Annotated in this window: 19 protein-coding genes; 13 read left to right on the forward strand and 6 right to left on the reverse strand. The window is 71.3% G+C overall.

Annotated elements, in window-relative coordinates; translation table 11 throughout:
- Nucleotides 1-5: 5 nt before the first annotated feature.
- The 3 genes from VZQ01_RS23370 to VZQ01_RS23380 all read right to left on the reverse strand — a co-directional run bounded on the left by VZQ01_RS23370 (nt 6) and on the right by VZQ01_RS23380 (nt 3,216).
- Nucleotides 6-1,184, reverse strand: coding sequence for a metallophosphoesterase (locus VZQ01_RS23370; RefSeq protein ID WP_370640393.1), 1,179 nt, complete (start codon nt 1,182-1,184; stop codon nt 6-8).
- A gap of 34 nt (nt 1,185-1,218) precedes the next feature.
- The gene (locus tag VZQ01_RS23375; protein WP_046716674.1) at nt 1,219-2,343 is read right to left on the reverse strand and encodes a response regulator transcription factor; all 1,125 of its coding nucleotides are present in this window, start codon (nt 2,341-2,343) and stop codon (nt 1,219-1,221) included.
- Nucleotides 2,344-2,811: 468 nt separating this feature from the next.
- Nucleotides 2,812-3,216, reverse strand: coding sequence for a hypothetical protein (locus VZQ01_RS23380; RefSeq protein WP_223749588.1), 405 nt, complete (start codon nt 3,214-3,216; stop codon nt 2,812-2,814).
- Between the two features lie 10 nt (nt 3,217-3,226).
- Here VZQ01_RS23380 and VZQ01_RS23385 point away from each other — a divergent pair, with 10 nt between their 5' ends.
- The 3 genes from VZQ01_RS23385 to VZQ01_RS23395 all read left to right on the forward strand — a co-directional run bounded on the left by VZQ01_RS23385 (nt 3,227) and on the right by VZQ01_RS23395 (nt 7,685).
- On the forward strand, nt 3,227-3,658 hold the full coding sequence (locus tag VZQ01_RS23385; RefSeq protein ID WP_426744587.1) for a hypothetical protein: 432 nt from the start codon (nt 3,227-3,229) through the stop codon (nt 3,656-3,658).
- Nucleotides 3,655-6,498: a lipoprotein N-acyltransferase Lnb domain-containing protein gene (locus VZQ01_RS23390; protein WP_426744589.1), complete on the forward strand. Its 2,844-nt coding sequence runs from the start codon at nt 3,655-3,657 to the stop codon at nt 6,496-6,498. Before VZQ01_RS23385 ends, VZQ01_RS23390 begins: the two co-directional genes overlap by 4 nt.
- Before the next feature lie 698 nt (nt 6,499-7,196).
- Nucleotides 7,197-7,685 carry a YajG family lipoprotein gene (locus VZQ01_RS23395; protein WP_223749591.1) on the forward strand — a complete coding sequence of 163 codons (489 nt, stop codon included), beginning with the start codon at nt 7,197-7,199 and terminating at the stop codon, nt 7,683-7,685.
- Between the two features lie 32 nt (nt 7,686-7,717).
- On the opposite strand, the gene VZQ01_RS23400 is transcribed toward VZQ01_RS23395, so the two are convergent.
- A complete protein-coding gene (locus tag VZQ01_RS23400; protein WP_223749592.1) occupies nt 7,718-8,386 on the reverse strand; it encodes a dienelactone hydrolase family protein in 669 nt (222 codons plus the stop codon).
- Nucleotides 8,387-8,479: 93 nt separating this feature from the next.
- Here VZQ01_RS23400 and VZQ01_RS23405 point away from each other — a divergent pair, with 93 nt between their 5' ends.
- Entirely contained in the window at nt 8,480-8,986 is a 507-nt protein-coding gene (locus VZQ01_RS23405; RefSeq protein ID WP_408888876.1) for a GreA/GreB family elongation factor, read from the forward strand.
- A 9-nt stretch (nt 8,987-8,995) separates the two neighbouring features.
- Here VZQ01_RS23405 and VZQ01_RS23410 read toward each other — a convergent pair whose 3' ends face one another.
- Nucleotides 8,996-9,712 carry a class I SAM-dependent methyltransferase gene (locus VZQ01_RS23410; protein ID WP_426744591.1) on the reverse strand — a complete coding sequence of 239 codons (717 nt, stop codon included), beginning with the start codon at nt 9,710-9,712 and terminating at the stop codon, nt 8,996-8,998.
- Nucleotides 9,713-9,802: 90 nt separating this feature from the next.
- Between VZQ01_RS23410 and VZQ01_RS23415 the strand changes: the two genes are divergently transcribed.
- The 9 genes from VZQ01_RS23415 (at nt 9,803) to VZQ01_RS23455 (ending at nt 20,938) form a co-directional block, all read left to right on the forward strand.
- Entirely contained in the window at nt 9,803-10,909 is a 1,107-nt protein-coding gene (locus VZQ01_RS23415) for a vWA domain-containing protein (protein WP_426744593.1), read from the forward strand.
- Nucleotides 10,906-12,336, forward strand: a complete 1,431-nt coding sequence (locus tag VZQ01_RS23420) for a choice-of-anchor D domain-containing protein (protein ID WP_426744595.1) — start codon at nt 10,906-10,908, stop codon at nt 12,334-12,336. The genes VZQ01_RS23415 and VZQ01_RS23420 overlap by 4 nt, the downstream gene beginning before the upstream one ends.
- 773 nt (nt 12,337-13,109) lie before the next feature.
- On the forward strand, nt 13,110-13,793 hold the full coding sequence (locus tag VZQ01_RS23425) for a hypothetical protein (protein WP_426744597.1): 684 nt from the start codon (nt 13,110-13,112) through the stop codon (nt 13,791-13,793).
- Complete coding sequence (locus VZQ01_RS23430; protein WP_426744599.1) at nt 13,790-16,870, forward strand: IPT/TIG domain-containing protein; 3,081 nt, start codon at nt 13,790-13,792, stop codon at nt 16,868-16,870. Before VZQ01_RS23425 ends, VZQ01_RS23430 begins: the two co-directional genes overlap by 4 nt.
- Nucleotides 16,867-17,919 carry a hypothetical protein gene (locus VZQ01_RS23435; RefSeq protein WP_267699117.1) on the forward strand — a complete coding sequence of 351 codons (1,053 nt, stop codon included), beginning with the start codon at nt 16,867-16,869 and terminating at the stop codon, nt 17,917-17,919. Before VZQ01_RS23430 ends, VZQ01_RS23435 begins: the two co-directional genes overlap by 4 nt.
- A gap of 122 nt (nt 17,920-18,041) precedes the next feature.
- A complete protein-coding gene (locus tag VZQ01_RS23440) occupies nt 18,042-18,530 on the forward strand; it encodes a hypothetical protein (protein ID WP_223782848.1) in 489 nt (162 codons plus the stop codon).
- Between the two features lie 105 nt (nt 18,531-18,635).
- On the forward strand, nt 18,636-19,361 hold the full coding sequence (locus VZQ01_RS23445) for an SDR family NAD(P)-dependent oxidoreductase (RefSeq protein ID WP_223749600.1): 726 nt from the start codon (nt 18,636-18,638) through the stop codon (nt 19,359-19,361).
- The gene (locus tag VZQ01_RS23450; RefSeq protein ID WP_426744601.1) at nt 19,358-20,179 is read left to right on the forward strand and encodes a dihydroneopterin aldolase; all 822 of its coding nucleotides are present in this window, start codon (nt 19,358-19,360) and stop codon (nt 20,177-20,179) included. Before VZQ01_RS23445 ends, VZQ01_RS23450 begins: the two co-directional genes overlap by 4 nt.
- Before the next feature lie 15 nt (nt 20,180-20,194).
- Nucleotides 20,195-20,938 carry a queuosine precursor transporter gene (locus tag VZQ01_RS23455; protein ID WP_223749602.1) on the forward strand — a complete coding sequence of 248 codons (744 nt, stop codon included), beginning with the start codon at nt 20,195-20,197 and terminating at the stop codon, nt 20,936-20,938.
- Nucleotides 20,939-20,947: 9 nt separating this feature from the next.
- Here VZQ01_RS23455 and VZQ01_RS23460 read toward each other — a convergent pair whose 3' ends face one another.
- A complete protein-coding gene (locus tag VZQ01_RS23460) occupies nt 20,948-22,261 on the reverse strand; it encodes an outer membrane protein assembly factor BamB family protein (protein WP_426744603.1) in 1,314 nt (437 codons plus the stop codon).
- Nucleotides 22,262-22,326 lie beyond the last annotated feature (65 nt).

Genomic DNA, 22,326 nt, shown 5'->3' on the forward strand with positions numbered 1-22,326 from the left:
GGGGCTCAGCGCGCCGTCGTCCGAGCGGCGGCGGCGCGCGTGTCCAGGTCGAACAGCTCGTAGGACTCGACGGGGCAGTGGCTCATGCCTCCGTCGACGAAGACCAGCGCCGCCTGGGTGTCTCGCGGTGGCGGCGGCGCGCCGTGGGCGCAGTCCACCCGGGTCCCGTCCGTCACCAGGTTTCGCACCACGCCGTCGCGCGGCGTCAGGTTCGTGACGCCCATCAGCTCCAGCACCCGCTTGTCGCGCGTGTGGCCCACCACCTGGGTGAGCCCCCTGGGCAGTCGCCTCGGGTCGAAGCGCCGGCGCGGCGTCTGTCGGGTGCGCTCGGCGTCGTCGGGCTTCAGGCTGGGGCGCTGGTAGAAGATGCCCGTGCCCTCGCCCCGCGCGGCGTCGCCCGGCTGGTGCAGGTGGGGCACCTCCAGCGGTCCGCCCTTCCACCGCGCCACCGCGTCATCCACCGCGCCGTTGAGCGCGCGCGCCACCGCGTCCGCGTCCGCGTGCTGCTCGGGGGCGAGCCCCACCAGGTCCAGGTCCTCCCGCGTCACGCCCGCGTGGAGCACGACGAGCCCGGGGCCCGCGGCGTGGGCGGTCCGGAAGCGCCGCGCGCGCAGGAGGAACTCCACCCACGTGCGCTGCGGCTCACGGAAGTTGCCGAAGTCGCGCGCCACCAGCTCCGCGGTGGGCACCTGGGGCCAGCGCTTCAAGAAGGCCTGCTCACCCGCCTCGTCCGTGTGGCCCTTCTGGTAGACGCGGTCCGCCTCCGCCTGCGCGGTGGCGAAGCTCGCCGCGTCGAAGCCCGCGAGCTCGCCCACGCGGCCCAGGTCATGATTGCCGAGCAGCAGGGTGACCTGGTCCGCCGGGTGCGCGGAGAGCCACGCCACCAGGGCCAGCGCGCTGTCCGCGGCGCGCTGACGCTCCTCGGGCGGACCCCAGTCGAAGTGGTCCCCCACGGAGACGAGCTGGACGTCGGGCAGGAGCCAGCCCTCCGCGCTCAACAGCCCGTGGTGGTCGAGGATGCCCAGCACCTTGTCGAAGTCCGCCTGCGGGTCCCCCATCACGAGGCGGCGACGCCGGGGGACGCCCTCGGGCGGGGCGGAGAAGGGGCCCGAGTCCAGCGCGTGTCGGGCGCGGGCGCGGGCGGCCCGGAGGCGGAGGGCTGCGGAGTCGTTCACTCCGCCCATTGTAGACGCGCGGGCCCCGCGGGCGCGCGCGTCATCAGGACGTCTGGAAGAAGCGCGCGATGAGGGCCGAGCGGCTCTCCACGTGGGCCTTGGCGAGCAGGTGCGTGACGTGGACCTCGACGGTGCGCTCGGCGCAGCCCAGCCGGCCGGCGATGGACTTGTTCGTCTCGCCCTGGACGATGTGCGTGAGCACCTCCGACTCGCGCGCGGTGAGCGACCAGCGCGCGGCCAGGGCCTGCACCCGCGCCGCGGCGCTCGAGGCCGTGCCCGTGTCGATGGCCAGGTAGTGCGGAGGCAGCCCGGGAGTACGCAGCGGCGTGAGCGTCAGCGGGCCCGAACAGGGCACCCCCTGCGCGCCCCGGCGCAGCTGCTCCATCAGCTCCGGCTCTCCTCGGTCCAACCACACGCGGCCCGCGCTGTTGGCGTGCACCACGCGGCCGCTGCGGCTGACCACCCAGGCGGCGCGCCCCAGGGCCTCCATCGCCACCTCCAGCGCGGTGGACATCAGCCCCGACTCGCGCAGCCGCGTCTCCATCGTCAACCGCCGCTGCAGCGCGGGCGTCAGCGCCTGGAGCACCCGCTGCTCGCGCTCGGTGAAGGGCTCCTCGCGCATCAATCCCATCCAGCCCAGCAGCGCGGGGCCCTCGCACACCAGCGTGCGCAAAAAGGCCATGCGCTCCATCCCGAGCTGGCGATACACCGCCCCGGAGCGCACGTTGACTCGGTCCCTCTGCGCCTCCAGCTCCGCCTCGCTCAATCCCAGACGCCGCCCCACCTCATACGCGGGCAGGTCATGCAAGGGCATCTGCCGCGCCTCGGACTCCTGGAGCGAGCGGAAGTGCAGCGCCCGGTTGCGCTGGGCGGGCGCGGGACGTGCGGGGTCGTACCAGCCCCAAAGACTCTCCCGGTCCGACAGGAAGGTCTCCAGCGCGTCGAAGACCGCCTCCGTCGGCTGCGGGAAACCCGAGCTGTGGGAGTAGCTGACGTGGTAGCGGTCAGGTCCCACATCCACGCCGTAGGCCACCGCGCGCTCCGCCTTGAGCGTGTCGCGCAATGCCTCCAGGACCATGGGCAGGGACTCAGACCCCGGCTCCGCCTCGACGAGCAGGGCCTCCAGGTCCGCCAGGATACGCTGTTCCTCGGAATTCAAACGAATCAAGGTATCCTGAGTATACGATGCCAATGAGTGGCTCCCACTATCCCACCCGGACGTGGAAGTTGTGAGCTGTTGAGCATTGAGCTGCGACATGCCCTGGAGTCTGAGATGTCCGGGTGGAATCCGACATCAGGGGTTCCCCGGATGGTATTCCCATTGCGCTCGAAGAGACAATGAGGGGCAGGCCCACCGGGGGGAGGGCCTTTCGCGGTAGGTTTCATGTGAGCGCGCGCCGGGGTCGAAAGTCGATGCCCGGCGCGTTGCCCTTGAACCCCGCACCTCCCCGCCGCGTAGCGCCCGACGCACCTCCTGGGATGCCCGCTTCGCGCCTGGAGCCTGTCCTGGCCTCCCAAGGCCGCGAAACATCATGTGTTCCAGGCTCGGCACGTCACTGGCTAATTGATTCATGGAAATGAATTCCTTCCGTGAAATTGCACGGTGTCTCGTCATGCTTTCACGTCGAACGAATGCTCATTCACCAGGGAGGGTGTCTGGAATGACGACCAGGAGCTCGGCGCGTGCGTTGGGAATGGCGGTGTTGTTGGCGGTGACGGGGTGCAGGACACCCGGGGCGATGGGCCATGGCGGGATGAGCGCGTCGGAGGGCTCGTCGGATGGCTCTGGTTCCGGCTCGGGCTCGGGGGACTCGTCGAACGGGTCCGGTGACTCGTCGAATGGTTCGGGCGATTCGTCGAACGGGTCTGGGGACTCGTCGAACGAGTCGGGGGACTCGAGCGAGCGGACCTCGCACAGCTCGGAGGAGGGCGGCTCCAGCGAGTCGCGCTCCAGCGACCGCAGCGAGACGGGGACGAGCGAATCGGAGAGCGGCGGGGAGGGGAAGGAGTCGCGCTCGGAGACGAGCAACAGTGACAACAAGGATGGGCGCGTGGTGTCGGCGACGACGGTGGCGGCCACGGTGATTGGGCTGGGCGTGGTCATCTGGCGCGTCGTGGCGGCGGCGGAGCGACGCAAGGGGCCTCCTCCCGAGGAGGTGGGGCGCGCGGCGCAGGTGTATCTGCAGTCGAGGACGCACCAGCTGCGCGAGGACCTGGCGCTGGGCGCGGGGCCCACGGTGGAGGACCTGGCGGCGGCGGCGAGCATCCGTCGGGAGAACCTGCCGACGTTCGGCCGGCTCCTGCGCGCGAACCGGCGGGAGCTGCTGGCGATGGCGGACACGCGGACGCTCACGACCGAGCGCGCGCTGGCGTGGCTGGCGCGGGTGGGGGAGCTGGCGCGAACGGACCCGAGGCTCGATGAGGACCGACGCGCGTTCCTCGCGGTGCATGGGGAGGAGGTGGCCGCGGAGGTGGCGCGGTGAGCCGCGGCGTGGTGTGGCTCGTGGTGCTCCTCGCGCTGCCCGTGTGGGCGCGAGCGGCGGGGGTGGTGCGCGAGGGGGACTCGGAGCCGGGGGCCTCCCCGAACGAGGACTCGCTGGCGGCCCGTGTCCACGCCCTGTCCCGCGCGGGACTGGTGCTGCGAGACGCCGCGGCACGCGACGCCGTGCTCGTGCGTGAGGTGGAGCAGGGACTCCAGTCCCTGCCCCCCGCGATGAGGCGCTTCCCGGGCGGCCCGCTGGAGCTGGTGCTCCACGCCGAGTCCTCGCCGTTGGGCCTGGGAGACGGAACGCAGACTCGCCCCGACTGGTCCGAAGGCCACGCGCGCTTCCATCTCTACCGGTACGCACCGTCGAAGTACCGTCGCGCCACGCTGCGCCTCTCCCGGCTGACGGACGAGGACGCCGAGCGGCTGTGGCGACGTCGCGCGGTGGTGCACGCGGTGACGCAGCGGTGGGAGGACGTCTTCGCCTGGAGTCGAGAGACACGGTGGCGCCGGTTGTCCGGCTGGATGAAGCCCTTCGAGCGTCCCCTGGTCTGGAAGGAGCAGGCGCGCCTGCACTACGCGGGCGCCTTCAGTCGCGAGCGAGGTCAGCACAGCGCGGCCCTGGACCTGGTGACGTTCGCCGAGGAGCTGTTCGTCCCGGTGGAGTCCCTGCGCGAGGACGCGCTGTCCGTGGACGAGCAGGTGCGCTGCCAGGAGTTCTCCAAGACGCGCGCGCTGACGGAGTTGCTGGAGTCCTCGGGCCTGGGCGCCTGGCCCGTGCGCGCACCCTGTCCCGCCTTCGATGCCTGGGCCGAGCGCGACCTGCTCTCCCACCTCGAGGTGCTCATGGTCGCCGCCACGGGACGACAGCCCGAGTCCCTCTTCGGACATCTCCTCCTGCGCCCGGTGTGGCGCGAGGGCGCCCAGGTGCGCGGCCCCTCCTTCGAGCGTGTGGTGCAGCTCGTGGCCCTCACGGGCATGGAGCCCAAGGGCCTGGGCTATGTGGTGAAGGGGATGACGGGGAGCTACGACACCGTCTTCCTCACCGGCACGCTGGGCGACCTCGCGCACGAGTCGCTCGAGCTCGAGCAGCGCACCATCCGCCGCTTCCGCCTGCGCCTGACGCACGGTGAGGAGACGCGGATGCTCGAGCGCATCTGGGAGCTCGAGCGGCGCGGGTACATGGGCTACTACTTCTTCACCGACAACTGCGCGAGCGCGCTGCTCTTCCTGCTCAACGGTGTCCTGGAGAATGACCGTCAGGTGCGCCCGCCCGGACTCATGTGGGTCCTGCCCTCGGCGACGCTGGATGTGCTCGCGAGGCTGGAGGTGCTCGGCAAGGCAGGGCCCGCGGGCCCGCTGCTGGAGCTCGTCCCGGACGCCTTCGAGTCCACGGGAGAGCGCGCCGCGCGAGCGGACAAGACGCGCCGCGAGGCCCTGGAGTCGCTCTCCGGACACGTGGACGCGCGACCCTTGTCACGCCTCCTGTCCCTCCACGCGCAACTGCAATCCCGCGAGCCCGAGGTCCGAGGCGAAGCCTACGCCGCGCTTCCGAGAGTCGTGACGGCGGTGCTCGACACCGCGACCCCCTCCGCGCGCGCCACCGTGCGCCAGACGCTCCACGCCTACGTGGCCCACGCGGTGCGGGTCGAGCGCGCGGCGGTGGACCGCATGGACGGCGAGCGGCTGCGAATCGAACGTCAGCGATTGCTGGCCCTGAGGACGCCCGTGGCCGGCTCGGCCGAGGCGGGGATTCGCGAGCGCCAGCGGGTCTTCGAGCGAGAGGACGCGCTCCAGCGCAAGCTCGCGGTGCTGGACCGCACGGCGCTGCTCCAGCAGGCCCTGGCCACCGCGCCCCGTCGTCCACCGACGCCCGAGGAGCTGAAGGTCCTGGTCCGCGCCGAGCGCACCGAGGCCACCTTCATCCTCGCCACCGACGCACAGGGCGCACTCAACGACGGCGTGTTCGCGGACGTGGACGCGGTCGCCTTCCTCGGTGAGGACCGCCGCCGCAAGGTGGCGGACGAGACGCGCTGGGCGGCCTCGGCGCTGCGCGAGTCGGGCGCGGCGCGCACGGTGGTGAGCGTGGGCGTGGGCTTCCCCGACACGGGCGCCGTGCGCCCCCTGGTCAGCGTGCGCACCGCGGGCCTCGCGGAGGCGCTGGGCGATGCGCGCCAGCACGGCTTCCAGGCGAGCAGCGAGCTGCGCGTCCTCGACGGCGAGCTCTCGCTGGAGCCGCGCTGGGGACCGCCGCGCGTGGTGTCCACGGACATGACGCTGGTGGGCTACCGCACCTTGCAACGAGAGCCGCTCGCGCTGCGTGGCTCCGCGTGGGACTCGCTGGGCTGGGGCGCGGAGGCGCGCGTCGCCACGGACACGGCGCACGCGGAGCCCTACCGCGCCACCGTGCAGGCGGAGGCGCTGGTGGTCATCGACGAGGCCGCGCGCTTCTCGCGCTTCACGGCGGTGGGCGTGGGCGGGCTCGCGCGGATGCACTGGAGCCAGACCTCCCTCGCGCCCGCGGCGGGACCTCGCTTCTCGCTGACCCACCGCACGGGGCTGCCGGGCTCCGGCGCCAACGCGGTGCGCCTGGAGGCCGCCTACGCACCCACCTGGCGCCTGGGCGACGCGCGCCTCACGCACGAGGTGGGCGCATGGCTCCAGGTGGAGCTGTGGCTGGGGCGCGCGGGGCCCTTCGGCGTGCTGCTCACTCCTCGCGCACAGGCCCGGTGGGAGGGCTCACTCGCTCCACCGTCACGTCGGGATTCACCCGCACCGTCGACGTGGTGGTCCGGTATGTCGGACCGTCGGCTGCTGGTCGGGTTGGAGCTGCGCTGAGGTCCTCGGTGAACAGGGGGCGGCTGGCCGCGCCCGTCACGGCGCCGATGAACGTGCCGATGACATGCAGCGCTATCCAGCCTCCGAAGCCCAGCCCGGAGAAGATGCGCAGCGAGTTGTTGCCGGCGAAGAACGACAGCCCCGCGAGGATGGCGGGCACGGCGATGGAGCTCACCACCGCCGCGGCCAGCGCGCGCTTCAAGGTGCGCGCATGGAAGCCGCCGAACACGCCGCCGATGAGCCCGTTGAAGAGCGGCACGAAGAAGACGACGAGGCTGGTGAGGACCATCGTCACCACGCTCACGTCGAAGCGGTTGTGCTTGAGGTGGATGCCATCGGGCTTCATCCCGATGCCCGGCGGCAGCTCCGCGTAGGAGAACTCCCGGTGTACGTCGTGCACATAGGGCGGAGGCGAGGTGTCCTTGTCGGTGCGGACCATCTCCATGGGGTACGAGCCTTTCGCGGCGGGCGCGGTGCACCCGGCTCCCGTTCAGGTGGGGCTGGCGGCGGGCATCGGGAAGGGCCGCTGACTCCACCGGAGGGCGGGCCGGCTGGGTGGCCCCAGGCTCCTTCCGGGGAACAAACCCGGGAAAACCGCTTCCGTGCCCCGAGGGGCGGACGTGGTGGGGCTTGGCGGCCCGCCGTCTGCGGCTATGCTGCCGCGCCCGGTAGTCCCCTCACGTCCGTACGGAATTCCCATGAGCCTTCGTCGAGCCCTGCTGACCGTCGTCCTCTCCTCCACCGCCCTCCTGTCCGCCTGTGCCCTGCGCCCGACCTACCGGGAGCTGGTGGCGCCGAACGCCGCCGAAGTCACCGCGGGCCAGACGGTGGCGCTGCGCGTGGTGGACGGCGCTGGCAAGCCCGTGCAGGGCGCCAAGGTGCGCGCGGGCGAGCGCCGCACGCGCATGAACCTGGTCAGCGACGCGGACGGCCTGGTGACGCTGGAGACGAACGCCGACCTGCTGAAGGAGAACCCGCTGGTGGAGGTGGTGCTCCCCAAGGGCGTGTCGCAGTACCGCCTGCAGCTCGTTCCCTCGGGTCAGTCCCCCGCGGAGCTCGCGCCCCAGGCCCCCGCCGCCCCGGAGCAGGCGCCCGGCACCGAGGCCCCGGAGGCCCAGCCGACGACGCCCGCCTCGCCGGAGACCGCGCCCCAGGCTCCCGCCACGCCGGCGACCCCCGGCACCTGAGCCGGGAGTCGTGAGCCCCCTTCGCGCGAGGCTCAGCCGAGCTTCGCGCGGAGGAAGTCCACCGTCCGGGTCCACGCCCGCCGTGCATTGTCCGGCGAGTAGACCTCCGGACGGGTGTCGTTGAAGAAGGCGTGGTTCGCGTCGTAGCGGTGGAGCTCCGCCGGCACGTTCGCCTTCTTCAGCTTCGCCTCCAGCGCGTCCACCCGGTCCGGCGTGCACCAGTCATCCTGCGTCGCGAAGTGCCCGAGGATGGGCGCGCGGATTCGGGTGACGTCCACGCTGTCCGGCGGAATCCCGTAGAAGGGCACCACGGCGTCGAGCCCCGCGTCGTTCGCTCCCGCCAGCAGCGTCAGCGCGCCGCCCATGCAGAAGCCCAGGACGGCGACCTTCGTGCCGGCGCCGCCACGCTGGCGCAGCGCCTCCGTGGCGTCCTTGAGGGCCTGGCTGGCCTTGCCCCAGTCCATCTGGGACAGGAGCTTGTCGGCCTCCTGCGCGTCCTTCGTCGTGCGGCCGCCGTACAAATCGGCGGCGAAGACGGTGAAGCCCTCCTTCGCGAGCCGGTCGGCGATGCCTCGGATGTGCTCGTTGAGGCCCCACCACTCGTGGACGAGGACCACCGCGCCCTTCGCTGGAGTGGCTTCACTCAGATAGCCCGCCAGTTCCTGGCCCTGCTTGCCCGTCAGCCTTGCCTGCCCTGCCATGCGTGCACCCCTTGAGTGATGGACGAGGCGGCGTAGCTTAGTCTCACGGGCGCGAGGTGCCCGGGTCCGAAGTGGACTGTGTCGGAGGTCGGAATGTCGAAGGCGTTCACGAAGGAGGACTCGGGCGGGGACGAGGTGTTGGTGCCGCCGCGGCCGAAGTCCTCCTCGGGCGACAAGCGCTACATCACGCCGGAGGGCTATCGCGCCCTGCAGGAGGAGTTGGCGGCCACGCAGGGGCCGGACTCCGGGGCCGAGGGGCTGACGCCGCTGGAGGCGGGAGTCCGGCGCCAGGAGCGCGAGCGCCGCGCGCGTCACCTCGCCGCCACGCTGGAGGAGGTGCGCGTGGTGGAGCCGGAGGCGGCGCGGGAGGGCCGTGTCTTCTTCGGCGCGTGGGTGGAGCTGGAGGACGAGGGCGGCGAGCGCACGCGCTATCGCATCGTCGGCCTGGACGAAGCGGACGTGAAGTCGGGCCGGCTCAGCGTGGAGTCTCCGCTGGCGCGGGCACTGCTCGGCAAGGAGGTGGGAGATGCCGTGGTGGTGGAGCGGCCTCGCGGGGCGGTGGAGTACACCGTGGTGTCCGTGGAGTACGCGTCACATTGAGGCGCGGCGTCAGCGCTTCGTCGCGATGACGGTGGCCAGGGGCGTGAAGGGCTCGGGGAGGATGCCGTCGCGGACCTCGACGCTGAAGCCCTGTGCCTCCAGCAGCGCGCGGGCGCGCGGCACCAGGAACGTCAGGTAGTACATGACGAAGGGCGGCTTCCACAGGGCGTTGCGCACGCGCATGGCGGCGTTGAAGCTCCGGGCCACCCAGTAACCGGGGCGCAGCTTCGACGGTGGATGGCCGGTGACGAAGAGGAACCGCCCCCCGGGACGTAGGGCCTGGTGGATGCGCTGAATCAGCCGGGGCTCATCGGCTTCGAGGATGTGGCCGAAGGCGCCGAAGCACGTGGCCACGTCGAACGCGGCGTCGAAGGTCATCTCCAGCGCGTCACCCCGGACGAACTCGAGGGCGGCGGTGCCCGGTGCGCCGGAGAGCCTGCGGTCCGCTTCCTCGAGCATGCCCTGGCTCACGTCGATGCCGGTGACCCGCTCGCGGGCCAGCGGGCGCAGGTGGCGCATGGCGGCGCCGGTTCCACAGCACACGTCCAGCGCGGTGCCGACGGAGCCCGAGGGGCCCAGGGCTTCGATGGCGGCGCGGAGCACGGGGTCCGGTGTGCGGAAGGGCGTGTAGTCGAACTTGGGGGCGAGCAGGTCGTAGCCTTGCTCGACGGAGGAGAGGGCCTGCTCGGCCAGCTCGAGGAGGGTGGGCCCCTGACGGTGGAACATGGTGCCCGGGGATGTAGCGCACCCGGGGCCCGGTCAGGGCGGGTTCTCGGCGGAGATGTGCACCATGAACGCTCGGGGTAGGCTGGGCGGATGCGCCGTGTCGCCGTCGTCGCCTTCCTGGCGCTCCTCTTCGTCGACTGTCGGGATGAGCGATTGGTGCCGTCGCTCCCGCCGGGCTTCCACGTCGATACGTACGCGCAGCGCTCGGCGTCGGCGGTGGATGTGTTGTGGGTGGTGGATGATTCGGCCTCCATGGCGCCTCGCCAGGAGTCGCTCGCGCGCAACTTCCAGGCGTTCATCTCGCTCTTTCGCGAAGGGCGCATCGACTACCGCATGGGCGTGGCGACCACGGACACCTTCGCGCGTCCCGGGGAGCTGGTGGGCACGCCGCGGGTTCTGCGTCCGGACACGCCGGGGCTGGAGCAGGCCTTCGCGGACAGCGTGCGAGTGGGGACGGGAGGGAGCGCGTACGAGACGGGGCTGGAGGCCGCGCGTCAGGTGCTGGAGCGGCTGGCGCGCGAGAACGCGCCGGTGCTGGAGGCGCGAGCGGCCTGCGTGTCGAGCTGCGCCACGGATGCGTGTCGGGAGGCGTGTCGCGCGACACATGCGGTGGAGTTCCTGCGTCCGGACGCATGGCTGTATCTGGCGTTCGTGACGGACGAGGACGACCGCTCGCCGCACGACGTGCGCATGTACTGGCGGGAGTTCTCGCGAGCCAAGGGGCTGGGCAATGACGGGACGGTGGTGGCGTCGGCCATCATCGGGGATGTGCCCTCGAATGGCTGTGGCGCGGAGCCGGGGGCGCGGTACGCGGAGCTCGTGTCCTGGATGGGCGGAGCGCTGGGGAGCATCTGCGACGAGGACTTCGCCGAGACGCTGCGCACGCTGGCGACGAGCGCGGTGGGGCTGAGGCGCTCGTTCGCGCTCGCGCGTGTGCCTCGGGAGGACTCGCTGAGGGTCCGTGTTCGCCACGCCTGTGGGACGCCGGAGTCCTCCCTGAGGGCCTGTGTGTCGGTGGACCGCGCGGCTTGCGAGGGGCGGTCGGCGGAGGCGCTCGAGGTGGTGTGCGTCCCCGAGGCGGGAGGCGAGCACGGGTGGGTGTACCAACCCGAGCGTGGGACGGTGTTCTTCGCGGGGGACTCGGTGCCGGGGCTGGGGTCGCGGGTGGAGCTGGAGTACGTGGAGGAGGGGTCGTGAGGCGCGGGTGGCTCGTGTGCTGGCTGTTGGTGGCGGCCTGTGGGAGGGACGCGCCGCCGTCCTCGGTGGTGCCGCGCTGGGTGGCGCCCGCGTCCACACTGGATTTCGGTGCCGTGCCCGCGCTGAACGAACGCAAGGTGTCCCTGCCGTTGGTGAACGTGGGACGCGCGTCGCTGCGAGTGGTGAGCGCGGTGGTGAAGGAGGACGGCAGCCCGTTCCGAATCATCTCCGTTCCCGAGGAGGTGCCCGCGCAGGCAGAGACCCCACTGGTGCTGGCCTTCGTGCCGCCGCGTGAGTCGAGCTACACGGCGACGCTGGTGCTGCGCACGGACGACCCCATTCAAGAGGACGTCGAGGTGTCGCTGCGAGGAGAGGGGCGCACGGCCGCGGCGCTGGAGCTGGAGCCCGCGTTGCTCGACTTCGGGCGGGTCGCCGAGGGACATGTCGTGGTGCGGCCGGTGAGGCTTCGCTCGCGAGGGAGCGCGCCGCTCGTGCTGGAGTCACTGACGCTCGAATCGCCTGCGTCTCCTGTGTTCCAGCTCGTGGGCTCCACGCGGACGCCCGCGGTGCTGGACCTCGCGAGTGAGGTCGAGGTGTCGGTGCAATACGCGGTGCCGTCCGGTGTCGCCGCCGAGGACGTGAGTGGAGCCCTGGTGCTGCGGACCACGGACCCGGACCAGCGCGAGGCGCGAATGCAGCTGCGAGGCAGCGTGAATCTCGCGCCGGTGCCCGTGGTGAGCGCTCCGGGCGAGAGCGTGCCGGGAGGCGAAGTGGTGCTGGAGGGCACGGCCTCGATGGACCCGGATGGAGACGGTCCGCTCACGTACGCCTGGGAGCTGGTCTCGCTGCCCGTGGGCGCGCGTGCGCAGGTGTTGTCCCCAGGGGCGTCCAGCAGCGTGTTGCGCTTGGACCCGGTGGTGTCGGGTGAGTACGAGGTGGCGCTCACGGTGACGGATGCGGCGGGCGCGCGCAGCCTGCAACCCACGCGTGCGCGAGTCGTGGCGGTTCCCGCCCAACAACTGTGGGTGGACGTGACGTGGAGCCACGCGGAGACGGACCTGGACCTGCACGTGCTGCGAGGCGTGGACGCGGTGCTGGGGTCCGTCGATGACTGTCACTACGCGAACCCGCGTCCCGACTGGGGCGCACCCGGATTCGCTGAGGACCCGGAGCTGTTGAGGGATCGGCTGACGGGCTTCGGTCCGGAGGTCTTCGGCTACGAGAACCCCGTGTCAGGCACGTACCGGGTCGCGGTGGTGCTCTCGCGCGAGAACGGCGCCGTGGACCCGCGCAGTGAGGCCACGGTGCGGGTGTATGACCGGGGCGTGCTGAAGGGCGAGTTCCGTCGCACCCTGTCGCGCCAGGGCGAGGTGTGGACGGTGGCGGACGTGCAGTGGCCCTCGGGCGTCGTCACGGAGGCGCCGTGAGGACGGGGTGGTGGCTGTTGGGGCTGTGCTGGCTCTTCGCCTGTTCCTCCACGGAGAAGGTGCCACCGGGGCCGGATGTGGACCCCGACCCGAAGACCTGTGCACGGCGCGAGGACTGTGATGGAGGGCAGGTCTGCACGCTCGCCGAAGTGTGTGGCGCCTGTGAGTCGAGCGGTCAGTGTCGGCTCCGTGAGCGCTGCGAGGCCGGAGCCTGTGTCGCGCGCGAGGGCTGGGGCGAGGCGTGCGTGGCGCACGCGGACTGCGCCTTGGGACAGTGGTGTCGCCAGGGACTGTGCCGGGCGAGGGCCGACGTGGTGCTGTGCCCGATGGGCACACGTGAGGAATGTCCGACAGGTGAGCGGTGCAACGCGGGCGCGCTCGTGTGCGAGGAGGACCTCGGGTGCATCGAGGACTCGGACTGCGGCGCCGAGGAGCGCTGCAATCCGGGCCTGCATGCCTGTGTGCCACGCTGCACCGAGTCCACCGCGTCGGCGGTCTGCGCGGAAGGGGAGCACTGCTCAAACGAGCGCTGTGTGCGGTGCGAGGAGGATTCGGACTGCGCGGTGGGTTTCACCTGTGACGCCGCGGGCCGCTGCTCGGTGACGCCGAGGTGCTACTCGGACCGAGGCTGCACGGTGCCCCACGTGTGTCACCTGGCTAGTGGGCAGTGCCTGCCGAGCCTGCCGCCCTGCTCCTCGGACGACGACTGTGAGTCAGACCGACGCTGTGACCTCGGAAGCAGGGCCTGCATCCCCAGGAGCTGCCAGCCGGACGTGCTGGAGCCCAATGACACCGTGGCCACGGCCCATCCCGTGAGCGCGAGTCGCCATGTGCGGCTCACCCTGTGCCCAGGTGACGTGGACCACTATTCGCTCACGTTGGAGCGGGGTGACCAGCTCGGTGTGAATGTGGAGGCGGAGGTGTTCGCGGAGCCGGTGTTCTCCTCGTCCCTCCAGGATGCGAGTGGAAGGGTGCTGGCGACGGGGCGCTTCCGGTTGTCGCATGTCGTCGCGGAGCGAGGCCTGTACACGGTTCGCATCGCCTCCCGGGACGCGGTGCCGAGAGCCTACGACGTGGGCTTCTTCCTCTCGCGGGGAACACCTTGCGACGATGACGACCACGAGCCGAACGACACGGTCGAGACGGCCACGGCGTTGCCGGAGGACCTGAGGCTGGACGGGATGCTCTGTCCCGGGGACGCGGACCACCTGCGGTTCTCGGTGCCGCCCTCGCGTGGCGCACGGGTGTCACTGTCGGGCTACACGGCGGACCGCGGGCTGCTGCGCCTGTGTGTCCTGGAGGGTGGCACCGAGCTGGGGTGCTCAATCGACACGACGGGTGCCACGGTGGAGCTGCCCGCGTCGGCGGTGCAGGGCCAGTCGCTCACGGCCAGGGTCACTGGTGATGATGCGCGCACGACGAACGGCTACACGCTCCAGGCGGAGTGGCTCCCATGAGGACCACGTCATCGCGGGTGTTCATCCTCCTCGCCACGTTGCTCGCGGCATGTGGTGGCTCCCCACGCCCCCCAGGGATTCCGCCAGACGCAGGGAGCGTTCCTGATGCGGGAGCGCAAGACGCGGGGACCCACGCCGATGCGGGCGCACCGAGCGCGCCGGTGATTCAGTCCGCGCTGCCCGCGCGAGGTGGGCGGGGCGGCGGGACCTGGGTGACGCTGAAGGGCCGAGGCTTCGTCGAGGGCGTGGCCCGTACCGCACCCGAAGCAGCAGCGCGCACGACGCTGCGAGTCGGCTCGAATCCCGTCCGTGACTTCCAGCTCATCGACGACTCCACCCTCGACCTGCGCACGCCTCCTGGAGTGGCAGGCACAGTGGACCTCACGCTCCAGAACCCGAACGGCACGGCAGTCTGTGAGTCCTGCTTCACCTACGTCGAGAGCTTCGACGCCCGCGCGCTCTCGGAGGACACGGGGGCGCTCTCCGGAGGAGAGACCGTGTCGCTGCTCGGCGAGGGCTTCCCCGAGGGGCCAGGGCTCCAGGTCCTCTTCGGTGACATGGCGAGCCCCTCGGTCACGCGGGTCTCCTCGTCGGAGCTCCGTGTCCTCGTCCCCAGGGGGCGCGTGGCTGGCTCCGTGGACGTGCGAGTCCAGGGCCACGGTGTCGGTGACGTGCTCCGACGCGCGTATCGCTACCTCGAGGACACGCGCGTCACCCAGGTCTCACCGCTCACGGGTCCAAGAGAGGGAGGCACTGTCACCGTCATCACGGGCCAGGGCTTCGAGGGAGCGACCCAGGTCCTCCTCGGAGACACACCCGCCACCGGGCTCCAGGTGGAGTCCTCCACGCGAATCGTGGTGACCACTCCACCCTCACTGTCCATCGGAGTCGTGCCCATCCGCATCGTCACGCCGAGAGGCACCTGGACGGTGCGCCAGGGCTTTGCCTACGTGGACGACTCCCCGAGTGCACCGCTCGCCCTGCATGGAGTCTTCCCGAGAGTCGGAGCCCGGGACGATGGCACCGTGACGCTGATGGGGACCTCGCTCGATGCGCCCGACCTGTCCGTCACCTTCGATGCCGTCCAGGCGCAGCTCGTGAGTGCCACCGCGACGACTGCCACGGTCCGGGTCCCTCCCCGGGAGACGCTCCCGCGCACGGTCTCCGTGAGTGTCCAATCCGGCGCCATGAGCGCGAGCCTCACCCAGGGCTACACCTTCCGTCTCGCGCTCGACCAGGTGACGCCGGACCATGGGCCCGCGACAGGCGGAACCCAGGCTCGACTCACGGGAACCGCACTGCCTCCAGACGCCGTGGTGCACGTCGGCGCACTCTCCGCGCCACAAGTCACGGAGTCGAGCGAGACGGAGCTGCGCTTCCTCACACCACCAGGAGGCGCGGGGCCGCACTCGCTCCATGTCTCCTCCGCGAGCGACCCGGAGAACGAAGCGCTGCTTCCAGCGTCCTTCACCTACGAAGCCGCGCTCACCCTGTCCCAGGTCGAGCCCTCCCGTGGTGCCGTCGCTGGGGGCGCCCGGGTCACGGTAAGAGGCGCGGGCTTCGTCGACGGAACGTCCGTCACGTTCGGAGGAGAACCCGCCACCGACGTGCTCATCCACGACGCGCACACGCTGACCTGTCGCATCCCGGCCTCACGAATCCAGGGACCCGTGGAGGTCGCCGTCGTCCATGGCTCACAGCGCTCGGCGCTCCCCGAGTCCTTCCACTACTTCGACCCACGAGGCCCCGGAGGTCTCTCCGGCGAGCCCCTGATGGGCACGTTGAACGTCACGGTGCTCGACACGTCATCGGGGAGCTATGGCCAACCCGTCTCGGGAGCCACGGTGCTGCTGGGCCCGGACCCCACGCCCCTCCTCCATGGCGGCACGGACGCGCGAGGACAGCTCACGCTCTCGGACCCACGCATCGCGGGCGCGCAGGTCATCACGGTCTTCAAGCCGGGCCACGACGCGGTGACGGTGGCGGGCATCCGCTCGGAGAACCTGACGGTGCACCTGCGCCGTCTCGACCGTGAGGGCAACCCCGGCAATCCGCCCGTGCCCGCGACCGCGCGCGTCTCCGGCCGCGTGCGAGGCTTCAAGCCCCCGCGACCTCTTGGCGCCAATGAGGTGCTCGAGGCGCGAGTCTTCGTGGCCCAACCCAGCCCCTCGTCGGGTCCACCGTTCACGGGAACGGGCGACCGCCGCGCGGAGACCTGGCGAATCCGCGAGGACGGAGGCTCCTTCCTCGTCCTGGCCCAGCCCGGGCTGCGCGCCGTGTACGCGGTGCTGGGGGTGCTCAGGGACGGCGTGGACTTCGAGCCCTATCTGCTCGGCATCCGCCGAGGTGTCGCGGCCTCGGGGACGCGGGCGGCGGAGAGCCAGGACGTCATCTTCGACATGCACCTGGATGTCACCGCACCGCTCACCGTGGAGGGCCCACTCGTCATCGAGGGAGGAGAGGCACGGCATCAGGTCTACGCCTGGTTGGACCTGGGCGCGGAGGGCCTCGTGCCCCATCCCCACAACTGGGGCACGGGCACGCGCCTCTACACGAGCATCGAAGGACCCGGACCGCGCCTCGCTTTCCCACAGCTTCCCCACGTGGACGGCGCGAACCTGCTCTTCCTCGACCTGCTGCGAGGAGCCACCGCGTATCCCCAGAGCCTGCTGTACCACCGTCAGCCGGGAGCCCTGAACGGAGGCGTGACACTCGCGCCGATGTTGCCACTGCCTGTCTTCACCCAGCCGGGTGCTCGCTTCGAGGGCATGGTGTCTTGGACGCCCACGGCCTCCACCGCCACGCCCGAGGTGCAGTTGCTCACCCTGCTCGCGCCCGGAACGGAGGGCGGCGTCCGCTGGACGGCCGTGCTCCCGGGAGGGCAGACGCAGGTGACGCTCCCCGGACCCGCGCTCGCGGCACTCCGCGCAGAACTGCCCGAAGGCGCGCGACTGCGAGCCGACCTCTCCCTCGCGCGAGTCCCCCGCTTCGAGTACTCGCAATGGACCCATGACGCGTTGTCCACGGCGACCTGGACGGCGTATGTCCTCGGGCGCTCGGAGGTCTTCGACCCGTGATGCGCCGTTGGACGTGGCTCGCCGTGCCCCTGTTGCTCCTCCTCGCCGCGTGTCCGAGTGACTCCTCCGTGGACTCGGAGGGCTGTCGGGTGGACGCGGACTGTGGCTCGCCCACGGAGTGGTGCAACTCCGCGGGCTTCTGCCAGGACCGCGCTGGCTGCGAGTCGAACGCCGACTGCGCCGACGACTCCCTCTTCTGCGACACGAGCACCGGCACCTGTCTGACGCGAGGGCGCTGCGCCACGGATGTGCACTGCCCGTTGGGCGAAGTCTGCGACGTGTCGCGGACCACCTGTGTCACGGGCTGCCGCTCCTCCGGAGACTGTCCAGGCACCGCCTGTCGCTGCCAGGACGCGCCATGCCTCTGTGACGCCACCACGCCCGAGGGCCGCGCGGCCTGTGCGCTCGGTGTCTGCGACGCGGGCTTCTGCGCGGACGCGAGCGACTGTGCCTTCGGCGAGCGCTGCGGTGCCGCGACATGCTTCAGCGACTTCGACCCCGTGCGCCGTCCCTACTGCGCGAGCTGCACGTACGGCGGCGGTCTCCAGGTCTGTGGCCGTGGCGCCAACTTCTGTCTGCGGGAGACCGCGAGCCCCGGCACCGCCTTCTGCGGCGCGGACTGCTCGGAGGGACAGGGCTGTCCCCACGGCTACCAGTGCGCGGACGTGGTGGTCGTCGCCAGCCGTGCGCGCTGCCGCTCGGATGCGGAGTGCGCGCCCTCGCCGTCGCTGCCGTGCCGCGAGGATTCACACTGCGGACGCGGCGGTCAGTGCGTGAAGACCCAGGGCCAGGAAGTCGGCGCGTGCGCTGGGCGCTGCTCCATCGCGGAGGGCGACGTGGAGGGCTTCTGCACCTGCCAGCAGGACACCGACTGCGTGCAGGACGCGTGCAGCCAGGGCACGTGCACGGTGAGCCGTCGCGCGTGTGGCAGTGACGTCGACTGTCGCCCCATCCGCTGTGTGGACCACCAGGGCGCGGGGGGCTGCCTCGTGGGCCGCAACTGCGCGCCCGAGGAGGGCCTCACCTGTGCCGAGGTCGCTCCTCGCTGACGCCTCCGTGGAGTTCATGTCCTACATCGGCCCCCTATGTCCGAAGGGGGCGGAACTCCTGGTGTTTGAATGTTCCTGGGGGTGCCCCGTCAGAAGGTGCAACACGACGGAGGATGGACGACATGGCTTTCAAGACTGCTCTCGCGACCCTGGCTCTCGGCACCCTGTTCTTCGGTTCCTCGACGGCCCTCGCGGCCGACAGCAGCATGCGCGACTGGGCCACGCAGCAGGCCCGCCGCAACGATGACCGCCGCCACGACGACCGCCATGACGACCGCGGTCCCCGTCCCGACCGCTACGAGGCCCACGTCCACAACGGCCACTGCCACCACGCTCCGGCGCCGCGTCCGCCGCCGCGCTCGCAGGGCCGCTACGAGATGCAGACGGTGAGCCGCTGGGTCGAGGGTCGCTACGACCAGGTGTGGGTGCCGGAAGTCTGCCAGGAGCGCGGCAACCGCCGTCACCGCGTCACCCGCTGCACCGGTGGCTACTACGAGAACCAGTGGGTGCCGGGCCGTTACGTGCAGACCACGGAGTGGGTGTGGGTGTCCTACGACCGTGGCGGTGACTGGCGCTCCAACCGCGTGCACCCGGCCAGCTACGTCCGGTAGCACTCGCTGAAAGACCTCCAAGGGGACGAGGGGCGGTGCCGGGATACGGGGGTATCCGGCATCGCCCTTCGACTTTTCAGCGGGGCCTGTTAGTCAGTGCGCCGCATGGGGACGGCCTTCATCACCGGAGCAGGAATCCGCATCGGTCAAGCGGTGGCGAGGGCGCTGGCCCATGCCGGATATGACGTCGCGCTGCACGCGAACCGCTCGCTGGAGCCGCTGAGCTCGCTGGCGGACGAGCTGCGCGCCCTGGGCCGCCGGGTCACCGTGCACGCCGCCGACCTCAGCCGCCCCGAGGCGGTGGATGCCCTGGGCGCGAGCGTGCGCGAGGCCTGGCCCGCGCTCGACGTCGTCGTCCACAATGCGGGCCTCTACGAGCGTGTGCCCTTCGAGGACATCTCGCGCGAGCAGTACCGCACCATGCTCGGCGTCAACCTGGACGCGCCCTTCTTCCTCACGCAGGCGCTGTTGCCCTCGCTGCTCGCGGGGAAGGACCCCGTGGTGGTCCACATCTGCGACATCGCGGGCGAGCGGCCGGAGAGCCACTTCGCGCACTACTCGGTGAGCAAGGCGGGCCTGCTGATGTTGACGCGCGCGCTGGCGGTGGAGCTGGCCCCGCGCGTGCGGGTCAACGCGGTGTCGCCCGGCGTGGCCGCCTTCCCGGAGAGCTTCGACGCCGTCGCTCGCGAGCAGATTCTGCGCCGCATCCCCATGGGGCGCGAGGGCAGCGTGGAGGACGTGGCGCGCGCCGTCGTCTTCCTCGCGAAGGACGCCCCCTACATCACCGGGCAGGTCATCGCCGTCGACGGTGGCAGGAGCGTGATGCTGTGAGCGCCGAGCTGGCCTTCCATCCTCCCGTGGTGCGCGACAGCCAGGGGCACTCGCTGGATGTCATCGAGCTGCGCGGCCTCACGGTGGACTGCATCGTGGGCGTGTACAACCGCGAGCGCGTGCTGGCCCAGCCGCTGCGGTTGGACGTGGCCCTGTTCCTGGACACGCGCAACGCCGCCACGGGCGGACGGCTCGCGCACACCGTCAACTACGGGCGACTGGCGGGCGAGCTGCGCTTCCTGTTGGAGGCGTGTCGGTTCGAGCTGCTGGAGTCCGCCGTGGAGGCGGTGAGCCGCTACCTGCTCGTGCCGCCCACCCAGGATGTGCCGCGCGCGCAGGTGCAGGCGGCCACGGTGCGAGTCATCAAGCCCCTGGCGCTCGGTGGGCTCGCGCTGCCATCGCTCCAGGTGCACCGCACGGCCGAGCAGATGAGCTACGCCTCCGAGGAGCGCTCCTTCGGTCACCTGGACGTCATCCACGAGGGCGCGGGTTACGGCGTGCACCGTCTTCGCGTGAAGCCTGGTGGCAGTCTCCCGGCGAGCGAGGAGGCGGCGGTGGAGGCGAGCGACCTGGTGCTGGGGCCGGAGCTCCTGATGCAGGGCCACCCCGTGGCGCGAGGCATGGCGTTCCATGATGCCCCGTCCCTGGCGCGTCGTTACGACAACCCCTCGACGCAGGAGCAGACGGTGCTGCGGGTGTCTCGGCCCCGCGTCGTGACGTCCGAGGCGCCCCGGGTGCACGAGGCCCTCGGCGGGACTTCCTATTACCCTCTCGACGAGCCCGCGGCGCCGGGCCTGGCCGCCGACACGCTGCCCTGAGGACGACGCGACACCATGCAGCTCGACAGACGGATGCAGCTCTTCGTGGTGCTGGCGGCGGTGTTCGTCACGGCGCTGGTGGTGGGAGACCTCATCGCCGTGAAGCTGTTCGAGGTGCACCTGGGCGGCGTGGTGGCGGTGATGTCCATCGGCATCCTGCCCTTTCCGGTGACGTTCCTGCTGACGGACATCCTCAACGAGTTCTACGGCAAGAGGACGGCCCGCTTCGTCACGTGGGTGGGCTTCTTCATGGCCATCTTCGCCTTCGCGGTGATTGCCATCGCGGTGCAGGTGCCCATCGCGCCGCTGACGCGCGCGCCGGACTACCAGGGCACGGTGGAGAGCGCGTTCAACAACGTCTTCGACGGCTCGCAGCGCATCCTCGTCGCGTCGATGGCGGCCTATCTGGTGGGCCAGTTCACCGACATCGCCCTGTTCAACCTGCTCAAGCGCGTCACGAAGAACCGGCTCCTGTGGCTGCGCGCCACGGGCTCCACGCTGGTGTCACAGCTCATCGACACCGTGGTGATGCAGTTCGTCGCGTGGACGGGCGTGCTGCCCACGAAGGTCATCGTGGGCATCGTGCTCTCGTCCTACGTCGTGAAGGTGCTCGTGGCGGTGGGCCTGACGCCGTTCATCTACCTGGGCCACTCGCTGGTGGAGCGCAAGCTGGGCATCAAGCCCCTGGTGTTGGGCGCGGACGGTGAGCCCGAGCCTGCCGCGGACCTCGCAGCCCCCGCGCAGTCGCGCGCCGCCTGAGGCGGGGGCTCACGGCACCAGGCGCTGGAGGAAGGTGTCGGTGTCGTCGGCGGTGAAGGGCTCCTGGGCGCCGAAGGCCCGCGTGCCGGTGAACGAGCCCGCGCTCGCGAGGTCGCCTCCTGGCAGGAAGGTGATGTCCCGCAACTGGAGCCCCGGCGCGCAGGGCTCGGTGACATAGGGGGCTCTCCACGACAGCGCTCCCCGGGCGCTGAGTCGCGCCAGCTCCGAGCCGCAGCCATGACGGAAGAGCACCGCCGTGCCGCCGTTCACATCCGACGTGAGCCGCGCGCCGCTGGCCTCCGCCGACGCCGTGCCCGTCAGCGCGTGTCCCCACAGGGGGCGTCCCGCCGCATCCGCCGCGAGGATGAACGCGGCGCGCGGACAGCCCCGCGCATCACAGGTGGGCGAGAGCACGGAGCCACCCCAGTGCAGGGTGCCCGCGAAGTCGCCGGTGAAGCGCAGCCCGCCGTCCGCGGCGAAGGCGACGTGCGTGAAGTTCGGTGCGTCGGGGCCCACCTCCAGCTCCCAGTACACCTCGCCGACGGGTGACAGCCGGGCGATGAAGCCGATGCTCTCGAAGGGCGCCAGGGGCCGCTGGCCCACGAGCACCGCGCCGCCATCCGGGTCCAACGCCACGGCGGACGCCGAGGACATCGCGGGGAGCTCCTGGGACCACCGGACGGTGCCTCGCGCGTCGTAGCGCGTGACCAGCCGTCCGTGCGCCACCACCACTTCACCCTCGATGTCCGGCGTCAGCGCCTTGAGCGTGCCCGTCGAGCGGGCCCACTGCGGCGAGCCGTCCGCGGCCAGCTTCGCCACGAAGTGGCTGTCGGCGATGAGCGTCTCGCCCAGTCGCAGCCGTCCCTCCACCTTGCCGGCGATGAAGAGCTCCGCCGTGGAGGCGATGCCCAACAGCTGCGCGTGCGCGATGGCGGGGCCTCCCTCCGAGGAGGGCTCGGCCGTGAAGGTCCGCGTCCAGAGCACCTGCCCCGCGCCATCGTGATGCGACAGCACGAGCGACGTGCCGTTCGCCTCCACCGATGTGGGACCGGAGGTGCCCGTGGCCCGCGAGGTGCCCAGGAGCACCAGGCCGCCGAGCCCATCCGAGGCCAGGGCCACGACCTCCTGCTGTCCGGGGAGCCGCGAGTGGACGGTCCACCGCGCGTCACCGGGCTCGAGCTTCGGAGGCTCGGGAGGCTGCGGAGGAGGTTCCTCCTCGCGCGGAGGAGGCTCGATGGGGGCGTCGCTCCCACCACAGCCGAGCATGGTCCACATGCCCAGCATCAGCCCCGCCGTGCTTGCCCGCCACCGTCCCATGTTCATTCCCCGTGAATCCGCTCGTCCTCCGGCCGGTGGCCAAGCTGGGGTCCGATGCTCCCGGAGGCAAG

This window comes from Myxococcus faecalis (assembly GCF_050039385.1).
GTDB classification, from domain to species: domain Bacteria; phylum Myxococcota; class Myxococcia; order Myxococcales; family Myxococcaceae; genus Myxococcus; species Myxococcus fulvus.